23 protein-coding genes, 7 tRNA genes and 1 pseudogene are annotated in these 24425 nt (G+C 70.9%); 11 read left to right on the top strand and 20 right to left on the bottom strand.

Translation table 11 applies throughout. The features are described 5' to 3' along the window. Positions 1-20 precede the first annotated feature (20 nt). The 3 genes from thrS to QC385_RS30640 all read right to left on the bottom strand — a co-directional run bounded on the left by thrS (position 21) and on the right by QC385_RS30640 (position 3876). Positions 21-1997: a threonine--tRNA ligase gene (thrS, locus tag QC385_RS30650; protein WP_279544613.1), complete on the bottom strand. Its 1977-nt coding sequence runs from the start codon at positions 1995-1997 to the stop codon at positions 21-23. 92 nt (positions 1998-2089) lie between these two features. Beyond that, on the bottom strand, positions 2090-3313 hold the full coding sequence (locus tag QC385_RS30645) for a hypothetical protein (RefSeq protein ID WP_279544612.1): 1224 nt from the start codon (positions 3311-3313) through the stop codon (positions 2090-2092). Beyond that, positions 3310-3876: a DUF4365 domain-containing protein gene (locus QC385_RS30640; protein WP_193504565.1), complete on the bottom strand. Its 567-nt coding sequence runs from the start codon at positions 3874-3876 to the stop codon at positions 3310-3312. The genes QC385_RS30645 and QC385_RS30640 overlap by 4 nt, the downstream gene beginning before the upstream one ends. A gap of 169 nt (positions 3877-4045) precedes the next feature. On the opposite strand from QC385_RS30640, the gene QC385_RS30635 reads away from it, so the two are divergent. Next, complete coding sequence (locus QC385_RS30635) at positions 4046-4774, top strand: 3'-5' exonuclease (RefSeq protein WP_279544641.1); 729 nt, start codon at positions 4046-4048, stop codon at positions 4772-4774. Positions 4775-4843: 69 nt separating this feature from the next. Here the strand turns inward: QC385_RS30635 and QC385_RS30630 are convergent. Beyond that, positions 4844-4915: transfer RNA gene (locus QC385_RS30630), tRNA-Val, on the bottom strand. Positions 4916-4979: 64 nt separating this feature from the next. Further along, entirely contained in the window at positions 4980-5426 is a 447-nt protein-coding gene (locus tag QC385_RS30625; RefSeq protein WP_279544611.1) for an SRPBCC family protein, read from the bottom strand. 98 nt (positions 5427-5524) lie between these two features. Here QC385_RS30625 and QC385_RS30620 point away from each other — a divergent pair, with 98 nt between their 5' ends. Together QC385_RS30620 and QC385_RS30615 are read left to right on the top strand one after the other, a co-directional pair. Continuing rightward, positions 5525-7927, top strand: a complete 2403-nt coding sequence (locus QC385_RS30620; RefSeq protein ID WP_279544610.1) for an SCO7613 C-terminal domain-containing membrane protein — start codon at positions 5525-5527, stop codon at positions 7925-7927. A gap of 57 nt (positions 7928-7984) precedes the next feature. Continuing rightward, positions 7985-8089, top strand: a pseudogene (locus QC385_RS30615) (leucine zipper domain-containing protein); the annotation flags it as partial. A gap of 239 nt (positions 8090-8328) precedes the next feature. Here QC385_RS30615 and QC385_RS30610 read toward each other — a convergent pair. The 7 genes from QC385_RS30610 to QC385_RS30580 all read right to left on the bottom strand — a co-directional run bounded on the left by QC385_RS30610 (position 8329) and on the right by QC385_RS30580 (position 15974). Beyond that, a complete protein-coding gene (locus QC385_RS30610) occupies positions 8329-11064 on the bottom strand; it encodes an exo-rhamnogalacturonan lyase family protein (RefSeq protein ID WP_279544609.1) in 2736 nt (911 codons plus the stop codon). A 113-nt stretch (positions 11065-11177) separates the two neighbouring features. Continuing rightward, positions 11178-11771, bottom strand: coding sequence for a hypothetical protein (locus tag QC385_RS30605; protein WP_279544608.1), 594 nt, complete (start codon positions 11769-11771; stop codon positions 11178-11180). Between the two features lie 12 nt (positions 11772-11783). Continuing rightward, positions 11784-12665 carry a carbohydrate ABC transporter permease gene (locus tag QC385_RS30600; protein ID WP_279544607.1) on the bottom strand — a complete coding sequence of 294 codons (882 nt, stop codon included), beginning with the start codon at positions 12663-12665 and terminating at the stop codon, positions 11784-11786. Beyond that, entirely contained in the window at positions 12662-13663 is a 1002-nt protein-coding gene (locus QC385_RS30595; protein WP_279544606.1) for a carbohydrate ABC transporter permease, read from the bottom strand. The genes QC385_RS30600 and QC385_RS30595 overlap by 4 nt, the downstream gene beginning before the upstream one ends. Continuing rightward, positions 13663-14952: an ABC transporter substrate-binding protein gene (locus QC385_RS30590; RefSeq protein WP_279544605.1), complete on the bottom strand. Its 1290-nt coding sequence runs from the start codon at positions 14950-14952 to the stop codon at positions 13663-13665. Before QC385_RS30590 ends, QC385_RS30595 begins: the two co-directional genes overlap by 1 nt. 413 nt (positions 14953-15365) lie before the next feature. Then, positions 15366-15437: transfer RNA gene (locus QC385_RS30585), tRNA-Val, on the bottom strand. Between the two features lie 78 nt (positions 15438-15515). Continuing rightward, positions 15516-15974: a TIGR02611 family protein gene (locus QC385_RS30580; RefSeq protein WP_279544604.1), complete on the bottom strand. Its 459-nt coding sequence runs from the start codon at positions 15972-15974 to the stop codon at positions 15516-15518. A gap of 191 nt (positions 15975-16165) precedes the next feature. On the opposite strand from QC385_RS30580, the gene QC385_RS30575 reads away from it, so the two are divergent. Both QC385_RS30575 and QC385_RS30570 read left to right on the top strand, forming a co-directional pair. Beyond that, complete coding sequence (locus tag QC385_RS30575; RefSeq protein WP_004002642.1) at positions 16166-16579, top strand: SsgA family sporulation/cell division regulator; 414 nt, start codon at positions 16166-16168, stop codon at positions 16577-16579. Between the two features lie 347 nt (positions 16580-16926). Continuing rightward, on the top strand, positions 16927-17487 hold the full coding sequence (locus QC385_RS30570) for a CGNR zinc finger domain-containing protein (RefSeq protein ID WP_279544603.1): 561 nt from the start codon (positions 16927-16929) through the stop codon (positions 17485-17487). Positions 17488-17567: 80 nt separating this feature from the next. Here QC385_RS30570 and QC385_RS30565 read toward each other — a convergent pair whose 3' ends face one another. Both QC385_RS30565 and QC385_RS30560 read right to left on the bottom strand, forming a co-directional pair. Further along, a complete protein-coding gene (locus QC385_RS30565; RefSeq protein ID WP_279544602.1) occupies positions 17568-17744 on the bottom strand; it encodes a hypothetical protein in 177 nt (58 codons plus the stop codon). Between the two features lie 151 nt (positions 17745-17895). Next, a complete protein-coding gene (locus QC385_RS30560) occupies positions 17896-18345 on the bottom strand; it encodes a hypothetical protein (RefSeq protein WP_279544601.1) in 450 nt (149 codons plus the stop codon). A 162-nt stretch (positions 18346-18507) separates the two neighbouring features. On the opposite strand from QC385_RS30560, the gene QC385_RS30555 reads away from it, so the two are divergent. After that, positions 18508-19029 (top strand): DsbA family protein, encoded by a 522-nt coding sequence (locus tag QC385_RS30555; protein ID WP_279544600.1) that lies wholly within the window; start codon positions 18508-18510, stop codon positions 19027-19029. Positions 19030-19085: 56 nt separating this feature from the next. On the opposite strand, the gene QC385_RS30550 is transcribed toward QC385_RS30555, so the two are convergent. From QC385_RS30550 to QC385_RS30540, 3 genes are read right to left on the bottom strand one after another with little or no spacing between them, the layout of a single operon-like run. After that, a complete protein-coding gene (locus QC385_RS30550; RefSeq protein ID WP_279544599.1) occupies positions 19086-19910 on the bottom strand; it encodes a GNAT family N-acetyltransferase in 825 nt (274 codons plus the stop codon). Between the two features lie 53 nt (positions 19911-19963). Continuing rightward, positions 19964-20785, bottom strand: a complete 822-nt coding sequence (locus tag QC385_RS30545; RefSeq protein WP_279544598.1) for an aminotransferase class IV — start codon at positions 20783-20785, stop codon at positions 19964-19966. After that, positions 20782-21825 carry a chorismate-binding protein gene (locus QC385_RS30540; protein ID WP_279544597.1) on the bottom strand — a complete coding sequence of 348 codons (1044 nt, stop codon included), beginning with the start codon at positions 21823-21825 and terminating at the stop codon, positions 20782-20784. Before QC385_RS30540 ends, QC385_RS30545 begins: the two co-directional genes overlap by 4 nt. 178 nt (positions 21826-22003) lie before the next feature. Here QC385_RS30540 and QC385_RS30535 point away from each other — a divergent pair. The 5 genes from QC385_RS30535 to QC385_RS30515 all read left to right on the top strand — a co-directional run bounded on the left by QC385_RS30535 (position 22004) and on the right by QC385_RS30515 (position 22472). Further along, positions 22004-22076: transfer RNA gene (locus tag QC385_RS30535), tRNA-Gly, on the top strand. A gap of 38 nt (positions 22077-22114) precedes the next feature. Continuing rightward, positions 22115-22188, top strand: a tRNA-Cys gene (locus QC385_RS30530). Position 22189: 1 nt separating this feature from the next. Continuing rightward, a tRNA-Val gene (locus QC385_RS30525) sits at positions 22190-22261 on the top strand. 24 nt (positions 22262-22285) lie between these two features. After that, positions 22286-22357, top strand: a tRNA-Val gene (locus QC385_RS30520). A 43-nt stretch (positions 22358-22400) separates the two neighbouring features. Next, a tRNA-Val gene (locus tag QC385_RS30515) sits at positions 22401-22472 on the top strand. Between the two features lie 64 nt (positions 22473-22536). Here QC385_RS30515 and QC385_RS30510 read toward each other — a convergent pair. The 3 genes from QC385_RS30510 to QC385_RS30500 form a co-directional block, all read right to left on the bottom strand. Then, a complete protein-coding gene (locus QC385_RS30510; RefSeq protein WP_150479827.1) occupies positions 22537-22827 on the bottom strand; it encodes a TFIIB-type zinc ribbon-containing protein in 291 nt (96 codons plus the stop codon). A gap of 79 nt (positions 22828-22906) precedes the next feature. Next, positions 22907-23848 carry an aminoglycoside phosphotransferase family protein gene (locus QC385_RS30505; RefSeq protein ID WP_279544596.1) on the bottom strand — a complete coding sequence of 314 codons (942 nt, stop codon included), beginning with the start codon at positions 23846-23848 and terminating at the stop codon, positions 22907-22909. Between the two features lie 252 nt (positions 23849-24100). Continuing rightward, positions 24101-24307, bottom strand: a complete 207-nt coding sequence (locus QC385_RS30500; RefSeq protein WP_086565651.1) for a hypothetical protein — start codon at positions 24305-24307, stop codon at positions 24101-24103. Between the last annotated feature and the right edge of the window lie 118 nt (positions 24308-24425).

Below are 24425 nucleotides of genomic sequence, written 5' to 3'. Positions count from 1 at the left end.
GCCGCGGTGACGCCGTGCGGTCAGACCTGCGCCCGCTCCTCGACGACCTTCACGATCTTCGCGATGGCCTCGTCGAACGGGATGCCGTTCTCCTGGGAGCCGTCGCGGTAGCGGAAGGACACGGACCCGTGGGACATGTCCTCGTCGCCCGCGATGACCATGAAGGGCACCTTCTGCTTCTGGGCGTTGCGGATCTTCTTCTGCATCCGGTCCGAGGAGGAGTCGACCTCGACGCGCAGGCCCTTCTTCTTGGCCGCCGCCGCGAACTTCTCCAGGTACTCGACGTGCGCGTCGCCGATCGGGATGCCGACCGCCTGGACCGGGGCCAGCCACGCCGGGAAGGCGCCCGCGTAGTGCTCCAGGAGCACCGCGAAGAAGCGCTCGATCGAGCCGAACAGCGCGCGGTGGATCATGACCGGGCGCTGCTTGGCCCCGTCCGGGCCGGTGTACTCCAGGTCGAAGCGCTCCGGCAGGTTGAAGTCGAGCTGAATGGTCGACATCTGCCAGGTGCGGCCGATGGCGTCCTTGGTCTGGACGGAGATCTTCGGGCCGTAGAAGGCCGCGCCGCCCGGGTCGGGAACGAGGGGCAGCCCCTGCTTCTCCGCCACCTGGCGCAGGGTCTCCGTGGCCTCTTCCCATGCCGCGTCCGAGCCGACGAACTTCTCCGGGTCCTTGGTGGACAGCTCCAGGTAGAAGTCGGTCAGGCCGTAGTCGCGCAGCAGTTCCAGCACGAAGGTGAGCAGCTTGTCGAGCTCCTCGGACATCTGCTCGCGCGTGCAGTAGATGTGCGCGTCGTCCTGGGTGAAGCCGCGGGCCCGGGTCAGGCCGTGCACGACGCCCGACTTCTCGTACCGGTAGACGGTCCCGAACTCGAACAGGCGCAGCGGCAGTTCACGGTAGGAACGCCCGCGCGCGTCGAAGATCAGGTTGTGCATCGGGCAGTTCATGGGCTTGAGGTAGTAGTCCACGCCCTCGTCGAGCTGCATGGGCGGGTACATGCCGTCGGCGTACCAGTCCAGGTGGCCCGAGGTCTCGAAGAGCTTCCCCTTCGTCGCGTGCGGGGTGTAGACGAACTCGTAGCCCGCCTCCTCGTGCCGCTTGCGCGAGTAGTCCTCCATGACCCGGCGGATGATGCCGCCCTTGGGGTGGAAGACGGCGAGGCCGGAGCCGATCTGCTCCGGGATGGAGAACAGGTCGAGCTCGCTGCCGAGCTTGCGGTGGTCGCGCTTCTCGGCCTCGGCGAGGAACTCCAGGTGCGCCTTGAGCTCGTCCTTGGTCGGCCAGGCGGTGCCGTAGATGCGCTGGAGCATCGGGTTCTTCTCGCTGCCGCGCCAGTAGGCGGCCGCGTTGCGCATCAGCTTGAACGCCGGGATCGCACGGGTCGACGGCAGGTGGGGACCGCGGCAGAGGTCCTTCCAGCACAGCTCGCCGGTCTTGGCGTCCAGGTTGTCGTAGATCGTCAGCTCGCCGGCGCCGACCTCGACGTCCGCGCCGTCGTCGCTGGAGGCGGAGCCCTTGAGGCCGATCAGCTCCAGCTTGTAGGGCTCGTCGGCCAGCTCCTCGCGGGCGGCCTCGTCGGTGACCACGCGGCGGGCGAACTTCTGCCCCCGCTTCTGGATCTCCTGCATCTTCTTCTCGATGGCCTTGAGATCCTCGGGCGTGAACGGCTTCTCGACGTCGAAGTCGTAGTAGAAGCCGTCCTTGACGGGCGGGCCGATGCCGAGCTTGGCCTCGGGGAAGAGCTCCTGCACGGCCTGTGCCATGACGTGCGCGGTGGAGTGGCGCAGGATGTTCAGGCCGTCCTCGGAGGAGATCTCGACGCCCTCGACCTCTTCGCCCTCGGACAGGGCGTACGACAGGTCCTTGAGCTCGCCCGCCACGCGCGCGGCGATGATCGAGCGCTCGCCGGCGAAGAGCTCGGCGGCCGTAGTGCCCGTCGTCACCACGCGTTCTTCCCGCTCGGAATCGCGCTGGATGATCACACGGACGTCTGACACCGGTCTCTCCTGACTGAAGGTGGGTCGCGGCGCCATACCGGAGCGCGCGCACGAGTATGGATCGTACCGACCCCGGACCACCCAGAGCGAAATCAGTCCCCGCAGTCCTCCTCGAAGAAGGCCGCCACCCCGGCGTTCTCCTGGAGCGCCTTCATCAGGCGGTCCCGCTCGGCGTCGTCGACCTGCACCGGTACGACGCCGTGGGCGCCGGTCAGACGCCGGAAGCCGCCCCGGCTCTCCAGCCGTCCCTGGACCCGCACCGGCAGTCCGACGAGGTGGGCGTGCCCGGCGATCCGGTAGGCCTCCTCGTCGAGGGTGATCCGGACGTCGGGTACGTCGGCCCCGGCCAGCACCCGCAGCCGTACCGTGCCCTCGCCGCGCGGCCCCGGCCTGCGCATCCGGACCACCGCTCCCGTGATCCGCACCGGTACGGAGGGTTCCTCGCGCAGGAAGCGGGCGCCCGCCTCGCGCAGCACCGGCAGGTCGCCGGGTGAGAACTCGACGGGCTCGGCGGAGGGCGCGCACCCTTCGGGCACACCGGCGGCCGGGGCCCACTCGACGGCGATCCGGGCACCCTCCGTGCCCCGGACCAAGGCGACGAGGGCCTCGGTGAGCTCGTGGCTCACCCCCGCCTCGACCGCGGCGTCGAAGGCGTCCATGCCGCCGGTGGCGCGCTGGTAGTCGACGGCCTCACGGGTGGCGTACAGGGCCTGGTGGAGGCGTACGGCCAGGGGACGGCCGTCGGCGACGGGCACGAAGGCGGTGAGCCGGCCGTCCGTCGCGGAGCCGACGAGGACGTTGTCCAGGGCCGCGGCGGCGGGGCGCCGGTGACGGGCGCCGTGGTAGCCGGCCCGCGCGCGCGTGGCGAGGGCCGCCGCGAGCAGCATCCGGCGGGCAGCGGTGCGCAGCCGGTCCTCGACGGTCCAGGGCGCCGCTCCGGCGGGCCCGGCGGGCACGTCGTGCCACCAGCGGATCTCGTCGCTGGGGACGGCGAGGGAGACGAGGACCTCACGGGCGGAGGGCGAGCCGCTGCGGGACAGGGCGAGCAGGGCCTCGGCGAGCAGGTCGTCGCTGTCGGGGAAGGCGCGGCTCTCGGGCACGAGGAGACTGGTGCCGCTGCCGCCGGGGCCGGGCGGGGTCCAGCGGCCGTAGCGTCCCGGGGCGCCGCCGCGCCGCTGCCAGCCGTGCCGCCGGAGCAGTGCGCCGAGCACGGCCGGGTCGACGTCCACGGGCTCGGGCGGAGCGCCGCTCCAGGTGGTGTCGACGGGGTGGGGCCGCACGGGCCTCAACGGCTCCTCGGTCGGGCGGTGCGTCACGGTTTCCCTCCCGTCCCGACCCGCGTCATGATCTCGCACAGCGCCCGGTCGTCGAAGATGCGTGCAGTCGGTATCCGCACGGTGGTGCGGCGGCGGCCGGTGATCGGCTGGCCGGCGAGGTTGGTCCAGTAGCAGCAGTGCCTGAGGTCGAGCCGGTCGTGGCCGGCGCGCAGCCAGTCGTCCTGGGCACGCGGCACCAGCATCACCACCAGGATCTTGTGCACGGACACCGGTGTGCGGGCGAGCTTCGCCAGGTGGTCGTTGTCGAGCGTGAAGGCGAAGGTGCGGCCCGGTGGGTTGGGCGGCACCTGGTAGGTGGCCTTGAGCTGCACCTTGATGGTGACCTCGTCGTCGACCGTGTGCCCGGGGGCGCTGTGGCTGACGTGCCAGTCGATGCCGTTGTCGGGGAACGGCTGGGAGAGCGAGCAGCCCGCGGCCGCCGCGACGGCGTGCAGATAGCCGACCTGGAGTGTCTCCATGCAGGCGGTGGTGGCGAGAGTGCCGCGAGAGGGAGCCGTGCGCTCGGGCAGCAGCCCGCCCCGTTCGGGCTGCGCTATGGCCATGGCCAACAGCCTTCCAGAACAAGTGATTCCCCGCTGCGGGCCGCTGAACTGCGCGGACCCGTACTCCTGTTGTCTCCTTCCGGCGTACGGCGCAAACAGCCCGGGTATCACCGGATCGGGCAGTGGACGGTGCGTCAACTGCCGAGGGTGAACGAGGGGTTGTGTGGCTATGACGACGTGCTGGTACGAAGGGCCGCTGGCAGCCTTCGACACGGAGACGACGGGCGTGGACGTCGAGACCGACCGCATCGTGTCGGCCGCCGTCGTCGTCCAGGACGCCCCCGGCGTCCGGCCGCGGGTCAGCCGCTGGCTGGTGAACCCGGGCGTGCCGGTGCCCGCCGAGGCGACGGCGGTGCACGGTCTGACGGAGGAACACCTCCAGCGCAACGGCCGGTGGCCGGCGCCGGTGATGTTCGAGATAGCGCAGGCGCTCGCCGAGCAGGCGCACGTCGGCCGCCCGGTCGTGGTGATGAACGCGCCGTTCGATCTGACCCTGTTCGACCGGGAGTTGCGTCGGCATCGCGCCTCGGCCCTGGGCCGCTGGTTCGAGTCGGCGCCGCTGTACGTGCTCGACCCGAGGGTTCTGGACAAGCATCTGGACCGCTACCGCAAGGGCCGCCGCACGCTGACCGACCTGTGCGCGCACTACGGCGTCACCTTGGAGGGCGCGCACGACGCGGCGGCCGACGCCGTGGCGGCGCTGGAGGTCACCCGGGCGGTGGGGCGCCGTTTCGCGTCCCGGCTGGAGCGCCTGGGCCCCGGTGAGCTGCACACGCTTCAGGCGGTGTGGCACGCGGCGCAGGCCCGGGGCCTCCAGGCGTGGTTCGCGCGCAGTGGCGTGGACGAGGCGGTCGACCCGGCCTGGCCGCTGCGTCCGGATCTGCCGGCGGCGGCCTGAGCACCTGGGCAGGGCACCTGCGCGGGCATGAAAAAACCGGTCCGTCTGCGACGGACCGGCTGTTTCCGGTGGGCGATACTGGGTTCGAACCAGTGACCTCTTCGGTGTGAACGAAGCGCTCTCCCACTGAGCTAATCGCCCGGGAACGCACTGAACAATACAGGTCCCGGCACGTTTCCTTCAAACCGCTTGGAGGGCCTGTCCGTCAGACAGACCCTAGGTGTCTGGCCAGTCCGCGCGCTCCCGTGCGCATCATCAGCCGGTGATTGACCCGGAAGGCGGGCCGGCACGGCACGGCGAGCCGCCGCAGCAGCGGCTTGCGGACGTCGACGACCTGGTCGTACCGCGCGCGAGTGCCCGCCCCGTCCGGGGTGAGCGTCCAGCGTGCCCAGCCCTCCATGTCACCGGACAGGGCGATCTCCAGCACGCCGGCCGCGGGGTCACGTCGCACCTCCCGCGCCGTGAAGGTCATGTCGTACGGCAGGACTGAGCGGATCCGAACCACCCCCGAGGTGTCGTCGAGCCGGGTCACCTCCCGGACCTGGCGCCACCACCGGGGGTAGTCCTCGGCCCGCTCCAGCGCCTCGTACACGGGGGCGGGCGGCGCGGGCAGGGTCCACAGAGTGCGGAAACGGTAGTGGTTCCAGTCCATGACCGCAGTCTGCCCGGATGCGGTGCGGACTGTATGAGTATGCGCCTGAGTACCCGCACTCATGCCGTACGGGGGTGACGCGGACCACACTGCCGGTCATGAACCACCTTCCGCCCCCGGCCGAGGAACTGCGGCTCCTCGACGCCGAGCTCCGGCAACTGGACGCCCGCCGGGCCCAGTTGCTGGCCCGTCGCGCCTGGCTGGTCGCGACCCTGCAACAGGCACCGCAACAACCGCAGCAGGCCTGGGCTCAGGCGCGGACGCAGCCGCCACCCGTCGCATGGTCCCGCCCTGAAACCGCCGCGCCCAGCGTGCAGAACGTGCTGCTGGTGCTCGGCGGTGTGCTGCTCACGCTCGCGGCGGCGGTGTTCACGCTGGTCAGCTGGGGACACATGGGCATCACCGGGCGGGCGCTGGTGCTCGGCGCGGTCACGCTGGCTGCGCTCGCCGGGCCGGCGCTCCTGCTGAAGCGGGGGCTGCGCTCGACGGCCGAATCCGTGGCGGGGCTGGGCCTGGCGCTGACAGTCCTGGACGCCTACGCCCTGCACGAGGCCGCGCTCGCCGGGACGGACGGGACGGGGTACGCAGCGGCCGCGGCGACGGTGCTGGCGGGGATCTGGTCGGCGTACGGTCTGCTGCCGGCCACGGCCGCGCTGCGACTGCCCCTGCCCTGCGCCCTGGTGGCGGCCCAGTTCCCGCTGCTGCTGTGGGCTCTGTCCGCCGACGCGGGTTCGCATGTGATCAGCGCCGCGCTGCTGGTGACGGCCGGGCTGGACGCGGTGGTGGCGCTGCGGGTGACGGGCGCTTCCGTACGGATCTGCGCGGTCGTCGGCGGGTACGGCACGGGCGGCTGGGGCGTTCTGGGCGCCGGCTGGCTGTCCGTGACGGCCGACGGCCCGGGCGCTGCCGCGCGGGCCGGGACGCTGCTCCTGCTCGCGGCGGCGATCGCGCTGGGTGCGGCCTGGCGGGTCCCGGATCCGGGTGTACGGCACGCCCTCGGTCTCGCGGCGGCCTCGGGGCTGCTCACCGTGGGTGCGCTCGGCGGAGTGGCTCGCTTCGGGGTACCGGCGGAGTGGGTGGTTCCGGTTTATCTGGCTTTGGGAGTCGCCCTGCTGGCGGGGCTGCGGGCCGGGCGGTTGCTGCCGGACGCGGTGCGGCACGGGGTCGCCTGGGCTTCCGCGGTCGTGCAGGCGCTGGCTTTTGTGTGGGCGCTGCCCGTCGTCGTCCTGGTGGTGATGGGGCCGGCGGGCTGGTTGGTCCGTGTGTGGAGCGGTGCGCCGTCGGACGCCCGTGCGGCGGTTGCCGTCGAGGCGCCCTGGCCGTCGGACGCGGCGGCGGCACCCGTTGTGCTGCTCGCGGTCGCGGCCGTACTCGCCACGGCGGTCCGCGCGGAGCTGTGGCGCCCGCGAGCCCGGCTCGGTGCGCTGGGTCTGCTGTGGGCCGCGGCGCTGCTGCTTCCGGCGATCCTCGCGGTTCCCTACCTCGCGGGGATGTCGGTCCTGGGAGTCATGACGGCGGCCGCGCTGTACCTGGGCCGGACCACGACGTCCGCCGCGCGGGTCACTGCCCTCGTCCTGGCCCTGGTCACGGCCGTCGACCTCACCCTGGTCTCCTTGGCATCCCAGACCGCGACGCTGGTCGTGCTGTCCGTGCTGACGGCGCTGCCGGCCGCGGCCTCGTGGCGGGCGAGCCTCGCTCCCTTCACGGCACCGGCCGCCCTCGTGCACGCCACAGCCCTGGCCTCGGCCACGGGCGCCGCCGTGGACTGGCCGCCGGCCCGTACCGCCCTGCTGGTCCTGGCCGTGCCCGTGGCCGCCGCCCTGCTCGCGCCGCGTCTCGGTGCGCAGCGGGCGACGGTGCCGGTCGAGGCCGCGGGAGCCGCCGCCGGCCTGCTGGCCGTGGGCCTCGCGGTCACCGATCCGCCGCTGCTCGCCCTGGTGCTGGCGCTGTGCGGCGTCATCGCCGCGGGCACGGCGCTGCGCCCGGACCGCCGTCCCGTCGGCTACGCGGCCACGGCCCTGTTCGTACTGGCCGCCTGGGTTCGCCTGGCCGCATGGGAGGTCGGCACACCCGAGGCGTACACGCTCCCGGTAACCGTTCCGGCGCTGCTCGTCGGTGCTCTGCGCAGGCGCCGTGACCCGCAGGCCTCCTCCTGGGCGGCGTACGGACCCGGACTCGCCGCCACGCTCGTGCCGAGCCTCCTCGTAGCCTGGGGCGACCCGCAGTGGACGCGGCCGTTGCTGCTGGGCACGGCGGCCCTGCTGGTCACCCTGCTGGGTGCCCGGCACCGCCTCCAGGCGCCGCTGGTGCTCGGCGGTTCGGTGCTGGCCCTGGTCGCGCTGCACGAACTCGCCCCGTACGTCGTGCAGGTGACCGGGGCACTCCCCCGCTGGGCGCCTCCCGCCCTCGCCGGACTCCTGCTGCTCGCACTCGGGGCGACGTACGAGCAGCGGATCCGGGACGTCCGACGGGTACGGGAGGTCCTGGGGAGGATGAACTAGGTGTGCTGTCCCGGGAGGTTGGTGACAGGCGACACGCCTTGAGCGGTCCTTGAACGAGCAGCACGCTGGGCCGGCCGCTACCGCAAGCACGGACTGGCCGGGATGCAGGACCGCTCCAGTCGCCCGCACCACCAGCCTGGCCGCACTCCGGCCGCCGTCGAGGGCCCGGCCGGGACGGACCGCTCCTCAGTCAACGCGCCGCGATCGTCTTCCTGCCGGCAGCCCTGGTCGGCATCGGTGCCACTGTTCTGGCGGCGCTGGCCGGCACCGTGTGGCCGGTCGCGGTGAGCGTCGGAGGCGGGGTCGTGGCCCCGGCCGTCCTGTTCTTCAACCAGATCATCGACCAGACGAGCGGATCCCGATGGCTCGCCCCGGGATCCGCCGGTCCAGCCCTCCCCCCGCTAAGGCATCTTGTCCCCCAGCAGGGCCAGGTTCTCGATCGCGGCGAGGCCGTACAGCGAGGTGTCGTTCGTGGACACCCAGGGCGCCTCACTGCCCGGCACCAGCGTGAGCGGGCCGCTGAGCTTCTCGGTCTTCCAGGGGGCCGACTCCTTGTAGCCGTCGGAGTTGTAGAACTTGTCCCACGCGCGCTTCGCGAGCTTCTCGTCGCCGGACTGGACGGCGGCGTAGGCGTCGAGGCGCGAGTGGCCCTGGAAGAGGATCAGTGAGCCGAAGTTGCTGCCGTAGCGGGCCGCCTGTTCAGCCTTGGTGGCGTTGAAGTAGCGGCAGTAGTCGAGGTACGCCTCCTTGAACTTCGGCACGTCGACGAGGTCGATGAGCTCGGCGCACAGCTCGTTGAGGCCGAAGACGGCCGACAGGTGCGAGACCTCCACCTTGGGCTTGTCGGCGACGGCGAACCTGCCGGTGTCCAGGTCGTACAGACCGCTGCCCTGGACGAAGCCGTTGGGCTGCGCGGCGATGGTCTCCATCGTGGACAGCACGCGCGCCTTGGCCTTCTCCCACTTGGGGCCCTTTCGCTCCCACTCGGTCAGCCACGCCGAGACCAGGCCGCTCCAGTCGGTGCCGAAGCCGATCGACAGGGCGTGCCGGTCGGGCGTGTACGGCTCGGTACGGATCTTGCGGAGCGGGTCGAGGGCGAGGAACGTCTCGTCGGAGTCGACGTTGGCGTGCATGAGGTCGCCGACGCGTTCGTCCGCCGTGAGGAAGTAGTAGTAGCGCCGGTACGTGGTGTTGGCGATGCGCTGCTGCTTGGCGCTGTCGGCGAAGTGCTGCACGCCGTGCCGGGTGCCGAGGCCGGCCCACTTGCCCAGGTGGTAGACGTCGACCTCACCGGTGTGCCGGGTCATGGCCTCGGCGAAGCGGAAGATGTCCGAACGGCCGCTTCTCAGGTACGCGTACCAGAGCCACAGGTCCGGCGACAGCTCGGAGTTGTCCCAGGCGTAGCCCCCGACGTCGTAGCGCCACTGGTGCCGGACGGTGTCGTAGGTGTGCATGATGTCGCCGTAGTCCCAGAAGCCGTACCACCGCCGCATCTCCACCTGGTCCTTGTAGTAGGTGAAGAGGAAGTCGAGGTGGTCCTCGATCTTGGCCTTGGCGGGGGTGGAGCGGTCGGGTTCGGCGTACAGGCCCTTGCCGAAGACGCCCGCCTTGATGAGCTGCTTGGGCGGGGCGGCGAGCTGCGGCAGGACCCGGACGGCCTCGACCTGCTCGGCGAGCTTCTCGGCGCTCGGGGTGGACTCGTTGGCCCAGAAGAGCAGTTCGGAGGTGCGGGCGATGCCGTACGGGGTGCCGAACTCGGGCTCGTAGTCCTCGTAGGTGATGTTGAGGCCCTCGATCTGCTCGGGGAAGGTGTCCTGGCCCATGCCGTCGTGGTAGAAGCGCATGTCCATGGGCTGGGCCTCGGGGGACCAGAGCCAGAGGGTGACCTCGGCCTCGTCGGTGTGGGCGTCCCGGATGTCGAGCTGGGCGGGGAACTTCTCCCAGAAGTCGCGCAGGCCGAAGGAGAATCCGCCGCTCACTCCGCCGACGTACCCGAAGCCGGAGGCGCGCCGGCCGCCGCCCGCGGCGATCCAGCCGTGGCCCTTCTTGGTGCGCTTGCGCACGGTGAAGCCGTCGGCGGACAGCTGGGAGAGGGTGTAGTCGCCCCACTCGGGTATGTACTGGAGCCGGGTGGTGACCCGCTGGTCCCAGGTGGCCGGGTCGGGCAGCTTCTTGCCCTCGTACTGCGCCGCCTGCACGGCCGCGCCCGGGTCGCGGCGCAGACCGGTGATGCCCTTGACGGCCTCGCGCAGCAGTCCGGTGCCCTCACCGCCGATGCGGATGTGCCGGTCGTAGGACTCGTCGCGCATCGGCACGCTGAAGCGGACGCCGAGGCCGCGGATGAAGTCGCCGCTCGCCTTGCCGGGCTCCTGCTTCCCGTCGTAGGTGATGGTGTGCACCATGCGGAAGGAGTCGGCGCCCGCGTAGAAGTAGAGCCTGATGGAGAAGGGCAGCCAGCCGCGGCCGCCCTTGCGGTGCTTGCCGTCGATGCGGACGACCGCGCGGACCGGGCCCTCCTGCTCGACGGTGACCTTGTCGATGGCACCGTCGAAGCGCTCGGTCTTGACCGCGCCCTGGTCCTCGTCCTCGATCTCGGGCTGGCGGATCAGCACGAGCCGGCCGTTCCTGGCGATCTCGGTGGAGCCCCGGGTGACCGACTTGACGATCGTGGAGCCGGACCTGCCGATCTTCGCGGTGATGACGCCGGTGGAGATGTCGATGGTGCCGCCGCGCTTGTCGACGGTGACCTTCTTCTGCGGTGCGGCGGGCGTCCCGGCGGTGAGGGTGAGCTTGCCGTCGCCCGAACCGACCGCGTGGGCGGTCCACTTGAGGGAGCCGTCGGGCCAGTAGGCGATCGGCCACGACTGCACGGGCACGGCCTTGCCGTCCGCGTCCGTCAGCGCGAAGGTCTGGTCCTTCTGATAGGCACCCTTCGGCCAGGGGACGCCGACGGTGGAGCCGGGCGCCGCGCCGAGGCCGCCGTCCTCCAGCCAGTCCAGGGTCACCGGGTCGGCGTCGGCGGGCTCGGCTCTGGGGACGGCCCGCGCGTCCTGTGTCCCCAGTGCCCAGCTGAACTGGGCGGCGGCTCCGGCGACGGCGGCCGCCTTGAGAAGGTTCCTGCGGGGGATGGGAGACATAGAGAGGCTGCCTTTCCTTGTCCGTGCGGGAAGCACATCCGTGCGCTGGTCAGGGGCATGACAGTGAGAGGCGCGGCGCGCGGGGCGCCGGCCTGGGACGAGGGCACCGCCGGTCAGCGGTGCCGGTACCGCTCCTCCACGGCGACGGCCGCCGCCGCGACGGCCCCGAGGACGGGGACCGCCAGCGGCGCGGTGAACCAGGCGGACACGGCAACCACGGCCAGCCCGGCGATGATCAGGAAGGACCCGGCCGGGTCGAGGACCGTCCGGCGCCAGGCGGCCACGAGCAGGGTCCGCCAGCGGGCGTCCGGCTCCCAGACCGCCGCCGCGCGCAGCCCGGCCACCACCAGGCCGATCAGCGCGAGCACTCCGACGGCCCCGACCAGCGGCCCGCCGGGGATCCCCGCACGGACCGCCTGGACGTCCACCCAGACCGCGGCCACCGCCGCCCACCCGGCGAGCCCGGCGATCCACCCGCCGCGCACGGCCGTACGGAAGTCGGCGACGAACTCCCGCCAGCCACCGCCCTCGTGCGCGGTACGGCGTCGCAGGTGCCGCGCCCCGGCGGCGAAGGCCGCCGGGTACGTCACGACACCCAGTGAGGCCACCGCGATCCACACACCGGTCAGCAGACACTCGGCGAACACGCCGAACCGCTCGGCAAAGGCCGACGACTCCCCCCGTGCCTTCACTCGCGTCGTGGCCATGTCCGGATCACCTCAGCCCTTCAGACCGGACGTCGCCATGCCGTCGATCAGATACCGCTGGAAGGCGAGGAAGAAGGCGAGAACCGGCAGCAGCGCGACCAGCGACATGGCGATCATGCCGCCGTAGTTGGCCAGCCCTTCCTGGTCGACGAACATCTTCAGACCGAGGGAGACCGTGTACTTGTCGGGCTCGTTCAGGTAGATCAGCGGACCCATGAAGTCGTTCCAGGAGTTGATGAACGTGAAGATCGCGCTGGTGATCAGGGCCGGACGGCACAGCGGAAGCATGATCGACCAGTAGATGCGGAAGTGCCCGCAGCCGTCGAGACGGGCGGCCTCGTCGAGCTCCTTGGGCATGTTGCGCATGAACTGCACCATCAGGAAGACGAAGAACGCCTCCGTGGCCAGGTACTTCCCCAGCAGCAGCGGGGTGTACGTGTTGATCATCCCCATGTTGCGGAACAGCACGTACTGCGGGATCAGCAGCACGTGGTACGGCAGCAGCAGGGTGCCGATCATCAGCGTGAACAGCAGATTGCGGCCCGCGAACCTGATCCGCGCGAAGGCGTACGCCGTCAGCGAGCAGGACGCCACGATGCCGATCACCGAACCGACCGCGAGGAAGAGCGAGTTGAAGAAGAAGGTGGAGATCGAGATGTCGGCGATGCCGTCGGCGAGGCTCTTGTAGTTGTCGAGGATCGGTTCGCCCGGCAGCAGGTCCAGGCTGCCGACGATGTCCTCGCTCTTCTTGAGGGAGCCGCCGATGACCCAGATCACCGGGTACAGGATCACCGCGAGGATCAGCAGGGACCCGATGTGCCAGGCGAGGGATCCGGGCAGTTTGTGCCGAAGGCCGCCCGCTCGTGGGGTGGCGTCGGTGACCTGCGCACTCATCGGGCGCCCTCCTCGTAGTGCACCCAGCGCTTCTGGGACCAGAACAGCACCGCCGTCACCAGGGCGACCGCGACCAGCAGCATCCAGGCCATGGCGGAGGCCAGACCCATCCGGCTGTTCTCGAAACCCTGGACGTAGAGATAGCAGGTGTAGACCATCGAGCCGTCGGCCGGACCGCAGGCGTTGCTTCCGGCGCCGCCGCCGACGATGTACGCCGAGCTGAAGATCTGGAAGGAGTGGATCGTCTCCAGCAGGACGTTGAAGAAGAGCACCGGGGAGATCATCGGCAGGGTGATGTTCCAGAACCGCCGCAGCGTGCCCGCCCCGTCGACCTCGGCCGCCTCGTACAGCTCGCGCGGGACCTGCTTGAGGCCGGCCAGGAAGATGACCATGGGCGCGCCGAACTGCCAGACGGTGAGCGCCACCAGGCTGTAGATGATCATGTCCGGGTCGCCGGTCCAGCCACCGACGTCGAGCCCGAAGATCTTCTGCGTACGGTCCACGATCGCGTCGTCCGAGAAGATCGCCTTCCAGACGATCGCGATGGAGACGCTCGCACCGATCAGCGACGGCGCGTAGAAGGCGGCCCGGTAGAAGGCCTGCCCGCGCCGCTTCTGGGCGAGGAGCAGGGCCACCCCGAGGGCCGCGAGCAGCTTGAGCGGCGTTCCGACGACGACGTACCAGAGCGTCACCTGCACCGAGTGGCGCCAGCGGGGATCGCCGAACATCTCGGAGAAGTTGTCGAGGCCGATCCACTTGGGCGCGTCGAACAGGTTGTAGTCGGTGAACGCGAAGTAGAGCGAGGCGACCATCGGGCCCGCGGTGAGCAGCAGGAACCCGGCGATCCAGGGAGACATGAAGAGATAGCCGGCCAGGTTCTCCCGGCGCCGCCGCCGCTTGAGGGCGGCGGGGCGCTCGGGCTTCACCGGACCGTGCCGCGGCTCGGAGTCCTGGGACAGGCCCTCCATCGCAGGGGCGTGTGTCACGGTGGTTCCCATCAGCTGCCGAGAGCCGTCTTCGACTCGGTGAAGAACTGCTTGACGGCCTCGTCCACCGACCGCTTGCCCAGGGCGAGTTCCTCGGCGATGCGCAGGAAGGCGGACTCACAGATGTCCGCGCCGTTCGGGTGCGGGGTGATCGGCTCCAGGACACCCGCCTCGACGAGGGACTCCTCGTAGGCGGCTATCGCCTTGTTGACCTCGTCGGTCGGCTTGTACGCGTCGTACTGGGCCTGCGTCGCGGGCACGCCCCGGTCGTAGCCCATGATCTTGGCGACCTCGGGCTCGTGCACCATGAAGTCGATGAACTGGGCGACTTCCTTGGGGTGCTGGGTGCGCTTGGAGGCGCTCAGCATGAGCGAGCCGAGGTACTGGCCGGTCTTCTTGCCGTCCGTGGTCGGGATGGGAGCGAGGGCGTACTCGCTCTTGCCCTCGGCGGTGTAGCGGACCGTGAAGTTGTCCCAGGTGAACTCGCCGCCCGCGAGTTCCCCGGTGACCGCGGACTTGGGCTTGATCTGGGCGACCTTCTTGGCGTCGGCGTAGCGGCCGTCCTCCACGCCCTTCTTGGCCTTCGTCCACCAGTCCGACAGATCCGACTCGGTGAAGCCGAGTCCCTCCTCCGTGAAGAACGCCTTGCCGTTCTGACGCAGGTACAGGTCGTAGAGGTACATGACGCCGTACATGCCGCTGTCGCCGGCGCGGCCCGCCTTGTCGCGGATCTTCTTCATCGCCGCGTCGAAGTCGTCCCAGGTCCAGCCCATCTCCGGCTTCACGCCCGCCTTGGTGTAGACGGGCTTGTCGATGACCAGGGCCATCGAGTTGGAACCGACCGGAACTCCGAGGAGCTTGCCGTCGAGCTCGCCGAACTTCTCGAGTCCGGCACGGAATCCGTCCATCCGGAGGTTGCCGGCCTTGACCTGCTCGCTGAGATCGAGCAGCACGTTCTTCGCGTCGTATTTGCGGAGGAACCCGATGGCATTCTGGAAGACGTCCGGCGGATTTCCGCCGGAAGCCTGGGTGTTGAACTTCTTCCAGAAGTCGAGATAAGGCTGGAAGTCCGTTTTCACCTTGATCTTCGGATACTTCTTCTCGAAGAGCGCGATGGTCTTGTTGATGCGCTCGGCGCGGTCCTCCGCACCCCACCACGCGTAACGGATCGTCACCGTCCCGTCCGCGGAGGCCCCTCCGTCGCCGCCGCAGCCGGTGGTCGCGGCCAGCCCCAGCGTGGCCGCCGTGGCCCCGGCCGCCTTCAGAATCGTACGTCTCTCAACATTCCTGCCGTTCACCACGGTTGGACCTCCCCGCACGTCGTCCCGCTCGCATGAATCGTTTCAAGTAAGCGCTTGCTGGCACAAGTTACGGAGGGGCTGAGGGTGCGTCAATGATTCGGACAAGAATTTCTTGCCGAACGGGCCGTCGGCGAGGCGGGACAGGGAGGGAGCGCGCCGCGCCCACCGGGAAGACGTCACTGGTGGGGGCCGCTGTGGTCGACGGGCCGAACGAGGCGGGGGCGCTCACACGGCTTTCGGGAGCGACCGAAAGGCGACGCCGGGGCGGGTGGCGTGGAGCGCGCGCAAGGTGGCCGGTTTCGGTCAGCGAGCCATGGAGGAGAACGGCACGCGGGTGATTCGGCAGCCGCGACAACCGGCCCCCGCACGACAGCGGCCCACCTGCGCAATCGCAGGTGGGCCGCCGATCCGGGTGGGCGATACTGGGTTCGAACCAGTGACCTCTTCGGTGTGAACGAAGCGCTCTCCCACTGAGCTAATCGCCCGGACGCAGGAAGAAGATTACCCCATGTCAGGGGGTGCCTGTGACCAGCGCCGGCCGGCACCGGCACCCCCGACGCGGCTCACTGGTTCTCGATCTTCCACGGCATGACCATGCCGAACTTCCACACGTAGATACCGACCAGTACGCCCACGATCACCAGCCCGATGGACGTCAGGATGATGTTGCGCCGCCGCACCTTGGGATCGAGGGCGCGCTGCGCTGCCTCGGTGACCTTCCGCTTGGTCCAGCGGAGCACCAGCTGGGCCCACACGAACTCGGTCGCCCAGATCGCCATGCCGCCGAAGATCACGACCCAGCCCGGCCCCGGCAGGGGCAGCATGATGATGCCCGCCACGACGACCGCGAGCCCGATGATGAAGACGCCGACCTGCCAGCTCACGTGCAGCAGGCGGCGCGCCTTGATGAATTCCGGCGCCCGCGAGCCGAGCCCCCGCTCCTGCTCGCTGCGCTCCTCGTCCGTCCCCGTCTCGTCCGGCGCCACGGCCACCTCGCCCGGCTCGTCACTCCCCGTATTCATACGGCCAAACACTACCCGAGCGAAACCAGTCACCGGAATGGACGCACGGCGCGAACGATCTCTCGGCCGGAAGAGTTACGTAAAGGCACGCAAAACACTCAGAGGGGTTTACAACGGCACCGTAGGTGGCATGTCGATTTCGCCGACGTGCGAATCCCCGAGCGCACACTGAGCGAAAGGCCCTGGCGCTTATGAACACCACGGTCAGCTGCGAGCTGCACCTGCGCCTCGTTGTGTCGAGCGAGTCCTCCCTGCCTGTCCCCGCAGGCCTGCGGTACGACACGGCCGACCCCTACGCCGTGCACGCCACCTTCCACACCGGAGCCGAGGAGACCGTCGAGTGGGTGTTCGCCCGCGACCTCCTCGCCGAGGGACTTCACCGCCCTACGGGCACCGGCGACGTCCGCGTCTGGCCGTCGCGCAGTCACGGTCAGGGCGTCGTGTGCATCGCCCTGAGCTCGCCGGAGGGCGAGGCCCTGCTCGAGGCCCCGGCACGGGCCCTGGAGTCCTTCCTGAAGCGGACCGACGCCGCCGTGCCGCCCGGCACGGAGCACCGGCATTTCGACCTCGATCAGGAGCTCTCGCACATCCTGGCGGAAAGCTAGGGCGAGGCCCCTCACAAAGCCGCCCGGCGCCGTCGACTCGGGGAGACGGCTCGGGCCCGGACAACCGCATACGGGATACACCGGCGTCGGCACCGCGGATCACGCGGGGCGGCGCCGGCTCGCGTGTGGCGCCGGCTCGCGTGTGGCGCCGGCTCGCGTGTGCACCGACGGCGGCCCGCGGCGGCGGGCCTGCCGCCGCCCGCAGGGCGGGCGGGAACCACGGCGCGCCCGGCGGCGTTGTATTCGAAGCCATGTGCGGGCATGAGGGCGGTCCAGCGGCGGTGGAGCCGTTACCATCGGCCAGCATCCGCGGGCGCCTGCCCGACCCCCAGGCCAGGGAGCGAATCGTGCTGATCACCCACGACACCCGGTGCGCCCTCGACACCGTGGTCGATCTGGTGAACACCGCACCGGAGGACGACGCGGCGGCGGACGGGCTGCCGGACGTGGCGACACTCGCGGACTTCGTACGAAACCACGAGATCAGCGATGTCGGAGTGCTCTCGGAGTTCGACCTCTCCGCGGTGCGGAAGATCCGCGGGCGGTTCGCCGCCGTTTTCGCCGCCCCTGACGCCCGGGCCGCCGCCGGTCTGATCAACGAGCTGGTCGCGGCCGCCGGCACCACCCCCCGGCTCACGGACCACGACGGCTACGACTGGCACGTGCACTACTTCGCGCCCGGCGCCTCCGTCGCCGACCACCTGGCCGCCGACTGCGGGATGGCACTGGCCTTCTTCGTGGTCGCCGGGGAGCAGGAGCGGCTGCGGCGGTGCGAGGCGCCCGACTGCCGGAGGGCCTTCGTCGATCTGTCCCGCAACCGCTCGCGGCGTTACTGCGACAGCCGCACCTGCGGGAACCGCCTGCATGTGGCCGCGTACCGGGCGCGCCGTAAGGAAGCGGCGGGCTGACCGTCATCGCCGGGGCGTTCGACGGGATCCTGGATGCCGACGCGGTCCCGGCGGGTGGCGCCGGGTACCGCGGGTACGGCTCACAGCAACAGCAGATCGTGCAACGAGGCCATGAGCAGCAGACTCCCGATCACCGCAAGGAAGATCATCAGCGGTGGCTGGGAAAGGGCGAAGAGGCAACCACGTGGCTCGTCCTGCCGGGGACATGGCTTGTCCTGCGGCGGCGCGGGGTCGCTCTGATTCGTCGTGTCCAGCATCTCGCGGCGATGATGACGCAGTAGCCGGGCAGGCGCGATCAGCGGCCTCGTTCCGTGCGGGAGTGCGCCGATTCCGCGAGGTCCGGTTCAGATTGTGATCACTTCCGCGCGCCCTCGGACCCACTGTGACGATTCGGCCGGCGCGCGGCCGTCATATCCCGTGCTTCTTGAGGATGGCCTCGATGTCGCTGAAGTCGTCCTCGCCCCGGGACGCCGACGTCGGCCGGGTCGCCGGGCGGGAGCCCTGACCCTGGCCCTGACCCAGGGAGGGCGCCGAGGCGCCCGGAGCCACAGCCTCCGGCTGGGATGCCGCGCGGGCCGCCCTGCGCTCCTTGCGGGTGCCGCCGCGGCGGCGCTCCACGACACGCGTGGTCATGAACAGCAGCCACGCGACACCGAGCACCCCGAAGCCCGCCCAGGCGGTCAGGCTGAACGCGGTGTCGGCCAGCCACTCGACGACGCCCGTCATGACCAGGCCGATCGGCACGAGCGAGTAGGCCGCGATACGGGTCGCCGCGAGGAAGCGCTTGCGGTACGCCGTGATGACCGCAATACCCAGGCCTGCCGCGGACACGGCGGAGCAGACGGTCTCGGCAATCATCCGGTCCTCCAGGCGTGGCGCGGTCGGGCAGGGCACTTCGTCCCTTCCATCCTGCACCCGCCCTACCCCGGGGGGCCATGCCCCGGCCCGACATCAGGGACATCTCCGGGTCGCCTCCTCCGCAGGTGCCGGTGCGGGTGTACGGCCTGGGAGAATGTCGGTATGAGCGACTCCTCCCCCGCCCCTGCCGCCGCCCTCGTCCTCGAGGTCTGGTGCGACCTCCAGTGCCCGGACTGCCGTACCGCGCTGGACGACCTCCGTGCCCTGCGCGCCCGCTACGGCCACCGCCTGGAGCTGCGGCTGCGGCACTTCCCCCTGGAGAAGAACAAGCACGCCTTCGCCGCCGCCCAGGCCGCGGAGGAGGCGTGGGAGCAGGGCCGGGGCTGGGAGTACGCCGAGGCGCTCCTGGGGCGGGTCGAGGAGCTGGGCCGTGCGGGAGAACCCTTCCTGGTCGAGCTGGCCCGCGAACTGGACATGGACGCCGAGGAGTTCGACACGGCCCTGATCGACGGCCGGCACATCCTGATCGTGGACGCCGACCAGGCCGAGGGCAAGGCGATCGGCGTGACCGGGACCCCGACGTACGTCATCGGCGGTGAGCGGCTCGACGGAGGCAAGAGCCAGGAGGGGCTGCGCGAGCGGATCGAGCAGATCGCGGACGGGCTGCTGGCCGGGCAGGAGTAGGAGCAGGAGCAGCAGGGCTGACCCCAGGGCCCCCGCCCCTCGTCCCCGCCCGGCCGCTACACCAGCGGCTTGTACATCGCGTACAGCTTCGTCTCGTAGCCGAGGGACGCGTAGAGCCGTTCGGCCGGGGTGTTGCCGGAGAAGACGTTGAGGCCGATGACGCGCCTGCCCTCGACGATCGTCTGGGCCTCGGCCAGCAGCATGAGGGTGCGGCCGTGTCCCTTGCCCCGGTGGGCGGCGCGGACCTCGACGTCGAAGACGAAGGAGCTGTCCGCGCGCAGCGCGAGCCACAGCTCGCCCACCGCCGTCCCCTCGTGTTCCAGGACACTGATGAGCGTGCCCGGGGTGGCGAGGCCGTCGGGCAGCAGGGTGGCGTGGTCCCGCTCCGACTTGGCGCGGGCCTCGGCCTCCGGAACGCCCCGCTCGATCCAGCTCCGCGCGTAGTCCTCCTCGCCCTTCTCCAGCCAGGGGCCGAACTCCGCCTCGGTCATGGGCCGGGCACGGCTGCCCTCCGGCAGCTCCGGCGGGGTGTCGCCGAGGGGCTTCTCCATGCCGCGGTTGCGCACGACGTAGCCGAGCGCGGTGGCGAGCCGGACCGCCGCGGCGGCGTCGGCGGGGACGGTCGTCTCGATACGCCGGCACCCCCAGCCGCGCGCCACCTCCTCGGCGGCGAGCGCGGCGACGGTGCCCCGGCCGCGTCCGCGGTCCGGTTCGTCGATGCGCAGTTTCATGATCCGGGCCACGGCGTCGCCGAACACGGGGTGCGTGCCGAGGTGTATCGCCCCTACGGGACGGCTGTTCACGCACACCTGGTAGCGGCGTGAGCGCGTCCCGTCGGCGTTCTGCTGAAGCGGCTCGGTCGGCCGCAGGGTCGTGGTCATCAGGGGTGTTCTACCCGCAACCACGCCCCGGGTCAGCCGAATATGCGGGGCTCTCAGGGGTCGAGATCGTCCCCGGACCGCTCCTGGAAGATCCGCATGGCCTTCGCGGTCACCGGGCCGGGCGCGCCGGGCAGCTCACGGTCGTCGACCCGGTGCACGGCCTGGACGTCCCGCAGCGTGGACGTCAGGAAGACCTCGTCGGCCCGCTCCAGGACGTCCAGCGGCAGGTCGGTCTCCTTGGCGCCGGTCCATGCGATCGCCAGCGCGCGCGTGATGCCCGCGAGGCAGCCCGAGGCGAGCGGCGGAGTGTGGATCTCGCCGTCGAGGACGACGAAGACGTTGGACCCGGTGCCCTCGCACAGCTGTCCCACCGTGTTGCCGAACAGGGCCTCGGAAGCGCCCTGTTCGCGGGCGCGGGCGAGGGCGACGACGTTCTCGGCGTACGAGGTGGTCTTCAGGCCGGTCAGCGCGCCGCGCTCGTTGCGCGTCCAGGGGACCGTGATCGCGGCGGTGGAGTCGGGGCGGCGGGTCGTCTCGCCGAGGGCGACGACGAGGGTCGGACCCTGGTCGCCGCGGTCGGAGCCGAGCGGGCCGTGGCCGCCGGTGTAGGTGATGCGCAGGCGGCCGAGCGGCATGGGGTTGGCCTCGAGGACGGCGGCGCAGGCGCGGCGTACCTCGTCGTGGTCCGGGTCGGGCAGTCCGAGGCCGCGCGCCGACCGGGTCAGCCGGTCGAGGTGCCGCGTGAGCGCGAACGGCCGGCCGTCCACGGCCTTCACCGTCTCGAAGATGCCGTCGCCCACGGTCAGCCCGTGGTCGAAGACGGAGACGCGGGCGGACTCGATGTCCTGCAACCCGCCGTCGAGCCAGATCTTCACGTCAGGTCCTCTCCACTCACCTCATACGCTCCCGACGCTATCGCGAGCAGCCGGGCCGCCTTCAGCTCGGTCTCCCGCCACTCCCCCTCGGGATCGGAGCCCCATGTGATGCCGGCGCCGGTGCCGAAGCGCAGCGCACCGTCGGCCCGGTCGATCCAGAAGGTACGGATGCCGACGGCCAGCTCACCGACCCGCCGGTCGGCGTCGACCCAGCCGATCCCCCCGCAGTACGGCCCCCGGGGTGCCGTCTCCAGTGCGTCGATGATCCGCAGCGCGCTCGACTTGGGCGCGCCGGTGACGGAGCCGGGCGGGAAGGCGGCGGCGAGCAGCTCGGCCCAGCCGGCCCCCTCCCCCAGCTCACCGCGGACCGTCGACACGAGATGGACCAGCCCCGGATGCTTCTCGACGGCACACAGGTCGGGCACCGTCACACTGCCGGTGGCGCAGACCCGTCCGATGTCGTTGCGGACCAGGTCCACGATCATCACGTTCTCGGCGTAGTCCTTCTCCAGCAGGTCCGCCTCGGTGCGGCCGGTGCCCTTGATCGGCCCGGACAGGACGACTCGTCCGTCGCGCCGCAGGAACAGCTCGGGGGACGCGGTGGCGATCTCCACGCCGTGACCGGGCAGGCGGATCGTTCCTGCATAGGGCGCCGGGTTGCCGCGGGCCAGCAGCGCGGTGAGGGCGTCCACGTCGGCGCCGGGTGAGACGGGCGCGGACAGCACCCGGCACAGGTTCGCCTGGTAGACCTCGCCGGCCGCGATGTGCTCGCGGATCCGCCGTACCGCCGCCGTGTACGCGGCGCGGTCGAGCGACGACGTCCAGTCACCCGCCGCCGGTCCCCGCCACGCGCCGGGCACGGGGGCGGGCACGGCCGCCTTGCGCACGTCCTGGAAGCGTGCGCAGGTCAGACGGCCCTCGAAGTCGGCGCAGACCGCCCAGAAACCACTGGACTCCAGGGCTTCGGGATCGTCGGTGACGTCGAGGAGCCCGGTGGCGACACGGTCGCCGAAGCGGGCCAAGGGAGGGAGGTCGAGCACGCAGTCGAGTCTATGGCGGGTGTCCCGCGGGTGACCGGGGGATGTCCCTTCGTGGGGCACTGTGACCCTCCTGAGCAGGGCAAGCGCAGCACGCTGCACAAACGCGTTTTTGTACTGGCCCGGGAATCCGCTAGAGTTCAACTCGTCGCCGGGCCGCGAGAGCGGACGGAAACGACAAGCGGACGTAGCTCAGTTGGTAGAGCGCAACCTTGCCAAGGTTGAGGTCGCGAGTTCGAACCTCGTCGTCCGCTCGAAGGAAGTGGGGATCTTCCCGGTTCCCTACACTCCTGGTGGAGTGGCCGAGAGGCGAGGCAACGGCCTGCAAAGCCGTCTACACGGGTTCAAATCCCGTCTCCACCTCCAAGGACGATTAGCTCAGCGGGAGAGCGCTTCCCTGACACGGAAGAGGTCACTGGTTCAATCCCAGTATCGTCCACTGGATCTGTTCGAAGATCCGCCCGCGCGATTAGCTCAGCGGGAGAGCGCTTCCCTGACACGGAAGAGGTCACTGGTTCAATCCCAGTATCGCGCACGCAGTGCCCATGATCCGCTGCATCCGGTGGTCATGGTACCGAGGACGATTAGCTCAGCGGGAGAGCGCTTCCCTGACACGGAAGAGGTCACTGGTTCAATCCCAGTATCGTCCACACCACACCGGAGCCCCCGGCCGTACGCATCGGCCGGGGGCTTCGTCGTGTCGCGGTCCTGGTGTCAGGACGAGAACAGCATGCGCCCGAAGCCCTTCTGCCGGTGGTGACCCTGGTGGCCATGGTGTCCGTGGCCACCGTGCGGGGCTCCCCAGGCGGGGGCCGGAGGGGCGGGGTAGGCCTGCGGGGCGGGGGGGGGTGGTGGGGCGGACTGGGACCACTGGGCTTCCAGGCGGGTCAGCGACTCCAGCTCGCCGTAGTCGAGAAAGATCCCGCGGCAGCCGCTGCACTGCTCGATCTGGACACCGTTGCGGTTGTACGTGTGCATCGGCGCACGGCACTTCGGACACTGCATGGTGGTTCAACTCCTCGCCGGTCGGTCCTGCTTCGTGTGTCGCCAGGACAGACTCTGTCCGGCTGTGGTCGGTTGCACCCTACTTCGGGTGCTCCTGCGCCAACTGCGGCGGGACGGTAGCCATTCGGTCACAGGCGTCCACGACCGACTCCTCCACCTCGTCGAGGGGGCGACCGGCCGCGACCGCCTTGGCGACGGCCCGGGCCGCGGTCTGCACGGTGAGGGCACGGGCGGGGACGTCCAGGGCGGCCCAGGGATCGCCGTCGGCCGGGACGGCGGGGCCGCCCTCGGCGCGGTAGGCGGCGAGGAACCGGGCCCATTCGCCGGGCGCGAGCAGCCCGCAGGCGTACCAAGCGGCGGGGCGGGCGAGGTCCCAGGCGGGGTCGCCGACACCGAGGTCGTCCACGTCGATCAGCAGCCAGGGGCCTTCGGGGGCGGGGTGGCGTATGAGCTGGCCGAGGTGAAGGTCGCCGTGGCACAAGGTGCCGGTGTGCGGCATCGGGGCCTCGTCCCGGGCCCAGGCGGGGAGGGTGTCCCAGGCGCGCAGGACGAGGGTGACGGCGGGGTGCGGGCCGGCGGCCCGGAGCCGGGCGACGGCCCGGGCCGCCGTGGCGGGGCCCCGCATCGTGGGCGGGTCGGGCGGGACCGGGGTGCGGTGCAGTCGCGCCAGGAGGGTGGCGGCGGCTTCCCAGGGAGCGGCGTCGGGATTGTCCGGGTCGACGGGGACGCCGTACGGCCAGAACGTCACGAGGCGGCCGTGCAGGTCGGCCGGGGTCGGGGCGAGTGGGGGCAGGAGGATGCCGGGGTGGTGGGTGGCGATGGCGAGGCGGGTGGTCAGTCCGCTCGGGTCGGTGTCTTCCGGGTGGGCCTTCGCGACCGTGTCCGCGTGCCGTACGACGATGCCGTCGGGGTGGTCCGCGAGTGTGGCTGCTTCGCAGGGGCAGGTCGAGGAGCGTGCGTGAGCCGCGGCTCGGGCCTTGGCGGTGAGCTGCTGTACGAGCAGGGCGGGGGCGGGTTTCACCGGGGCGAGAGTACGCGCAGGTGGGACCGGGGTGTTAAGGCATCCTTGGGTACAGGTGCTCGGCGTCCGTGCCGAGGTCGGGTGGGTCCGCAGCTCGGCCGATCCGCAGCCGCCCGCGTGCGCACACGGCAATGCCGGCGCAGCTCCCCAGCTGCGCCGGCATTTTTGCCGTCCGCCGCACCCCCGTCCCCACGGGGTTTCATGGGTGGGATGTCCCCGCCCGGACCGCTCTTCCGGGCCTGGGGTCGCCGCTCAGCGCCCCAGCATCTCTCCCACGGACGACGCCTGTGTGGCCACTGTCTCCCACCCGTCGAAGACGAGGAGGAGCAGGACCGCCAGGGGAAGGGCCATCAGCGTCGCCACCACGGGGTGGCGACGGCCCTGGCGCCGGCGGAACGCTGCGGCGTACACCTTGCGTCCCTCCTCGCGGATCAGCGTCCGCGGTGCCGTGTGGGCCATGGTCCCTCTCCTGACCGTTCGGTTGTAGTCGGCAGCGGCGGGTGTCTGACCTCGGGGGACGAGTGCTGCACCCGCCGCTTGACCTCAAATCTAGGCGGCCGGCCCTCCTCGGGCGTCA

The organism is Streptomyces sp. DH10 (assembly GCF_029813805.1).
GTDB lineage: Bacteria > Actinomycetota > Actinomycetes > Streptomycetales > Streptomycetaceae > Streptomyces > Streptomyces coeruleofuscus.
This window is presented reverse-complemented; position numbering and strand designations above follow the sequence as displayed.

Excerpts from the sequence above, each read along its gene's own strand:
- QC385_RS30640 (WP_193504565.1), bottom strand. The coding sequence starts at position 3,876 with ATGGCCATAGCGCAGCCCGAACGGGGCGGGCTGCTGCCCGAGCGCACG.
- QC385_RS30635 (WP_279544641.1), top strand. The coding sequence starts at position 4,046 with ATGACGACGTGCTGGTACGAAGGGCCGCTGGCAGCCTTCGACACGGAG.
- QC385_RS30625 (WP_279544611.1), bottom strand. The coding sequence starts at position 5,426 with ATGGACTGGAACCACTACCGTTTCCGCACTCTGTGGACCCTGCCCGCG.
- QC385_RS30620 (WP_279544610.1), top strand. The coding sequence starts at position 5,525 with ATGAACCACCTTCCGCCCCCGGCCGAGGAACTGCGGCTCCTCGACGCC.
- QC385_RS30610 (WP_279544609.1), bottom strand. The coding sequence starts at position 11,064 with ATGTCTCCCATCCCCCGCAGGAACCTTCTCAAGGCGGCCGCCGTCGCC.
- QC385_RS30605 (WP_279544608.1), bottom strand. The coding sequence starts at position 11,771 with ATGGCCACGACGCGAGTGAAGGCACGGGGGGAGTCGTCGGCCTTTGCC.
- QC385_RS30600 (WP_279544607.1), bottom strand. The coding sequence starts at position 12,665 with ATGAGTGCGCAGGTCACCGACGCCACCCCACGAGCGGGCGGCCTTCGG.
- QC385_RS30595 (WP_279544606.1), bottom strand. The coding sequence starts at position 13,663 with ATGGGAACCACCGTGACACACGCCCCTGCGATGGAGGGCCTGTCCCAG.
- QC385_RS30580 (WP_279544604.1), bottom strand. The coding sequence starts at position 15,974 with ATGAATACGGGGAGTGACGAGCCGGGCGAGGTGGCCGTGGCGCCGGAC.
- QC385_RS30575 (WP_004002642.1), top strand. The coding sequence starts at position 16,166 with ATGAACACCACGGTCAGCTGCGAGCTGCACCTGCGCCTCGTTGTGTCG.
- QC385_RS30565 (WP_279544602.1), bottom strand. The coding sequence starts at position 17,744 with ATGCTGGACACGACGAATCAGAGCGACCCCGCGCCGCCGCAGGACAAG.
- QC385_RS30560 (WP_279544601.1), bottom strand. The coding sequence starts at position 18,345 with ATGATTGCCGAGACCGTCTGCTCCGCCGTGTCCGCGGCAGGCCTGGGT.
- QC385_RS30555 (WP_279544600.1), top strand. The coding sequence starts at position 18,508 with ATGAGCGACTCCTCCCCCGCCCCTGCCGCCGCCCTCGTCCTCGAGGTC.
- QC385_RS30550 (WP_279544599.1), bottom strand. The coding sequence starts at position 19,910 with ATGACCACGACCCTGCGGCCGACCGAGCCGCTTCAGCAGAACGCCGAC.
- QC385_RS30510 (WP_150479827.1), bottom strand. The coding sequence starts at position 22,827 with ATGCAGTGTCCGAAGTGCCGTGCGCCGATGCACACGTACAACCGCAAC.
- QC385_RS30500 (WP_086565651.1), bottom strand. The coding sequence starts at position 24,307 with ATGGCCCACACGGCACCGCGGACGCTGATCCGCGAGGAGGGACGCAAG.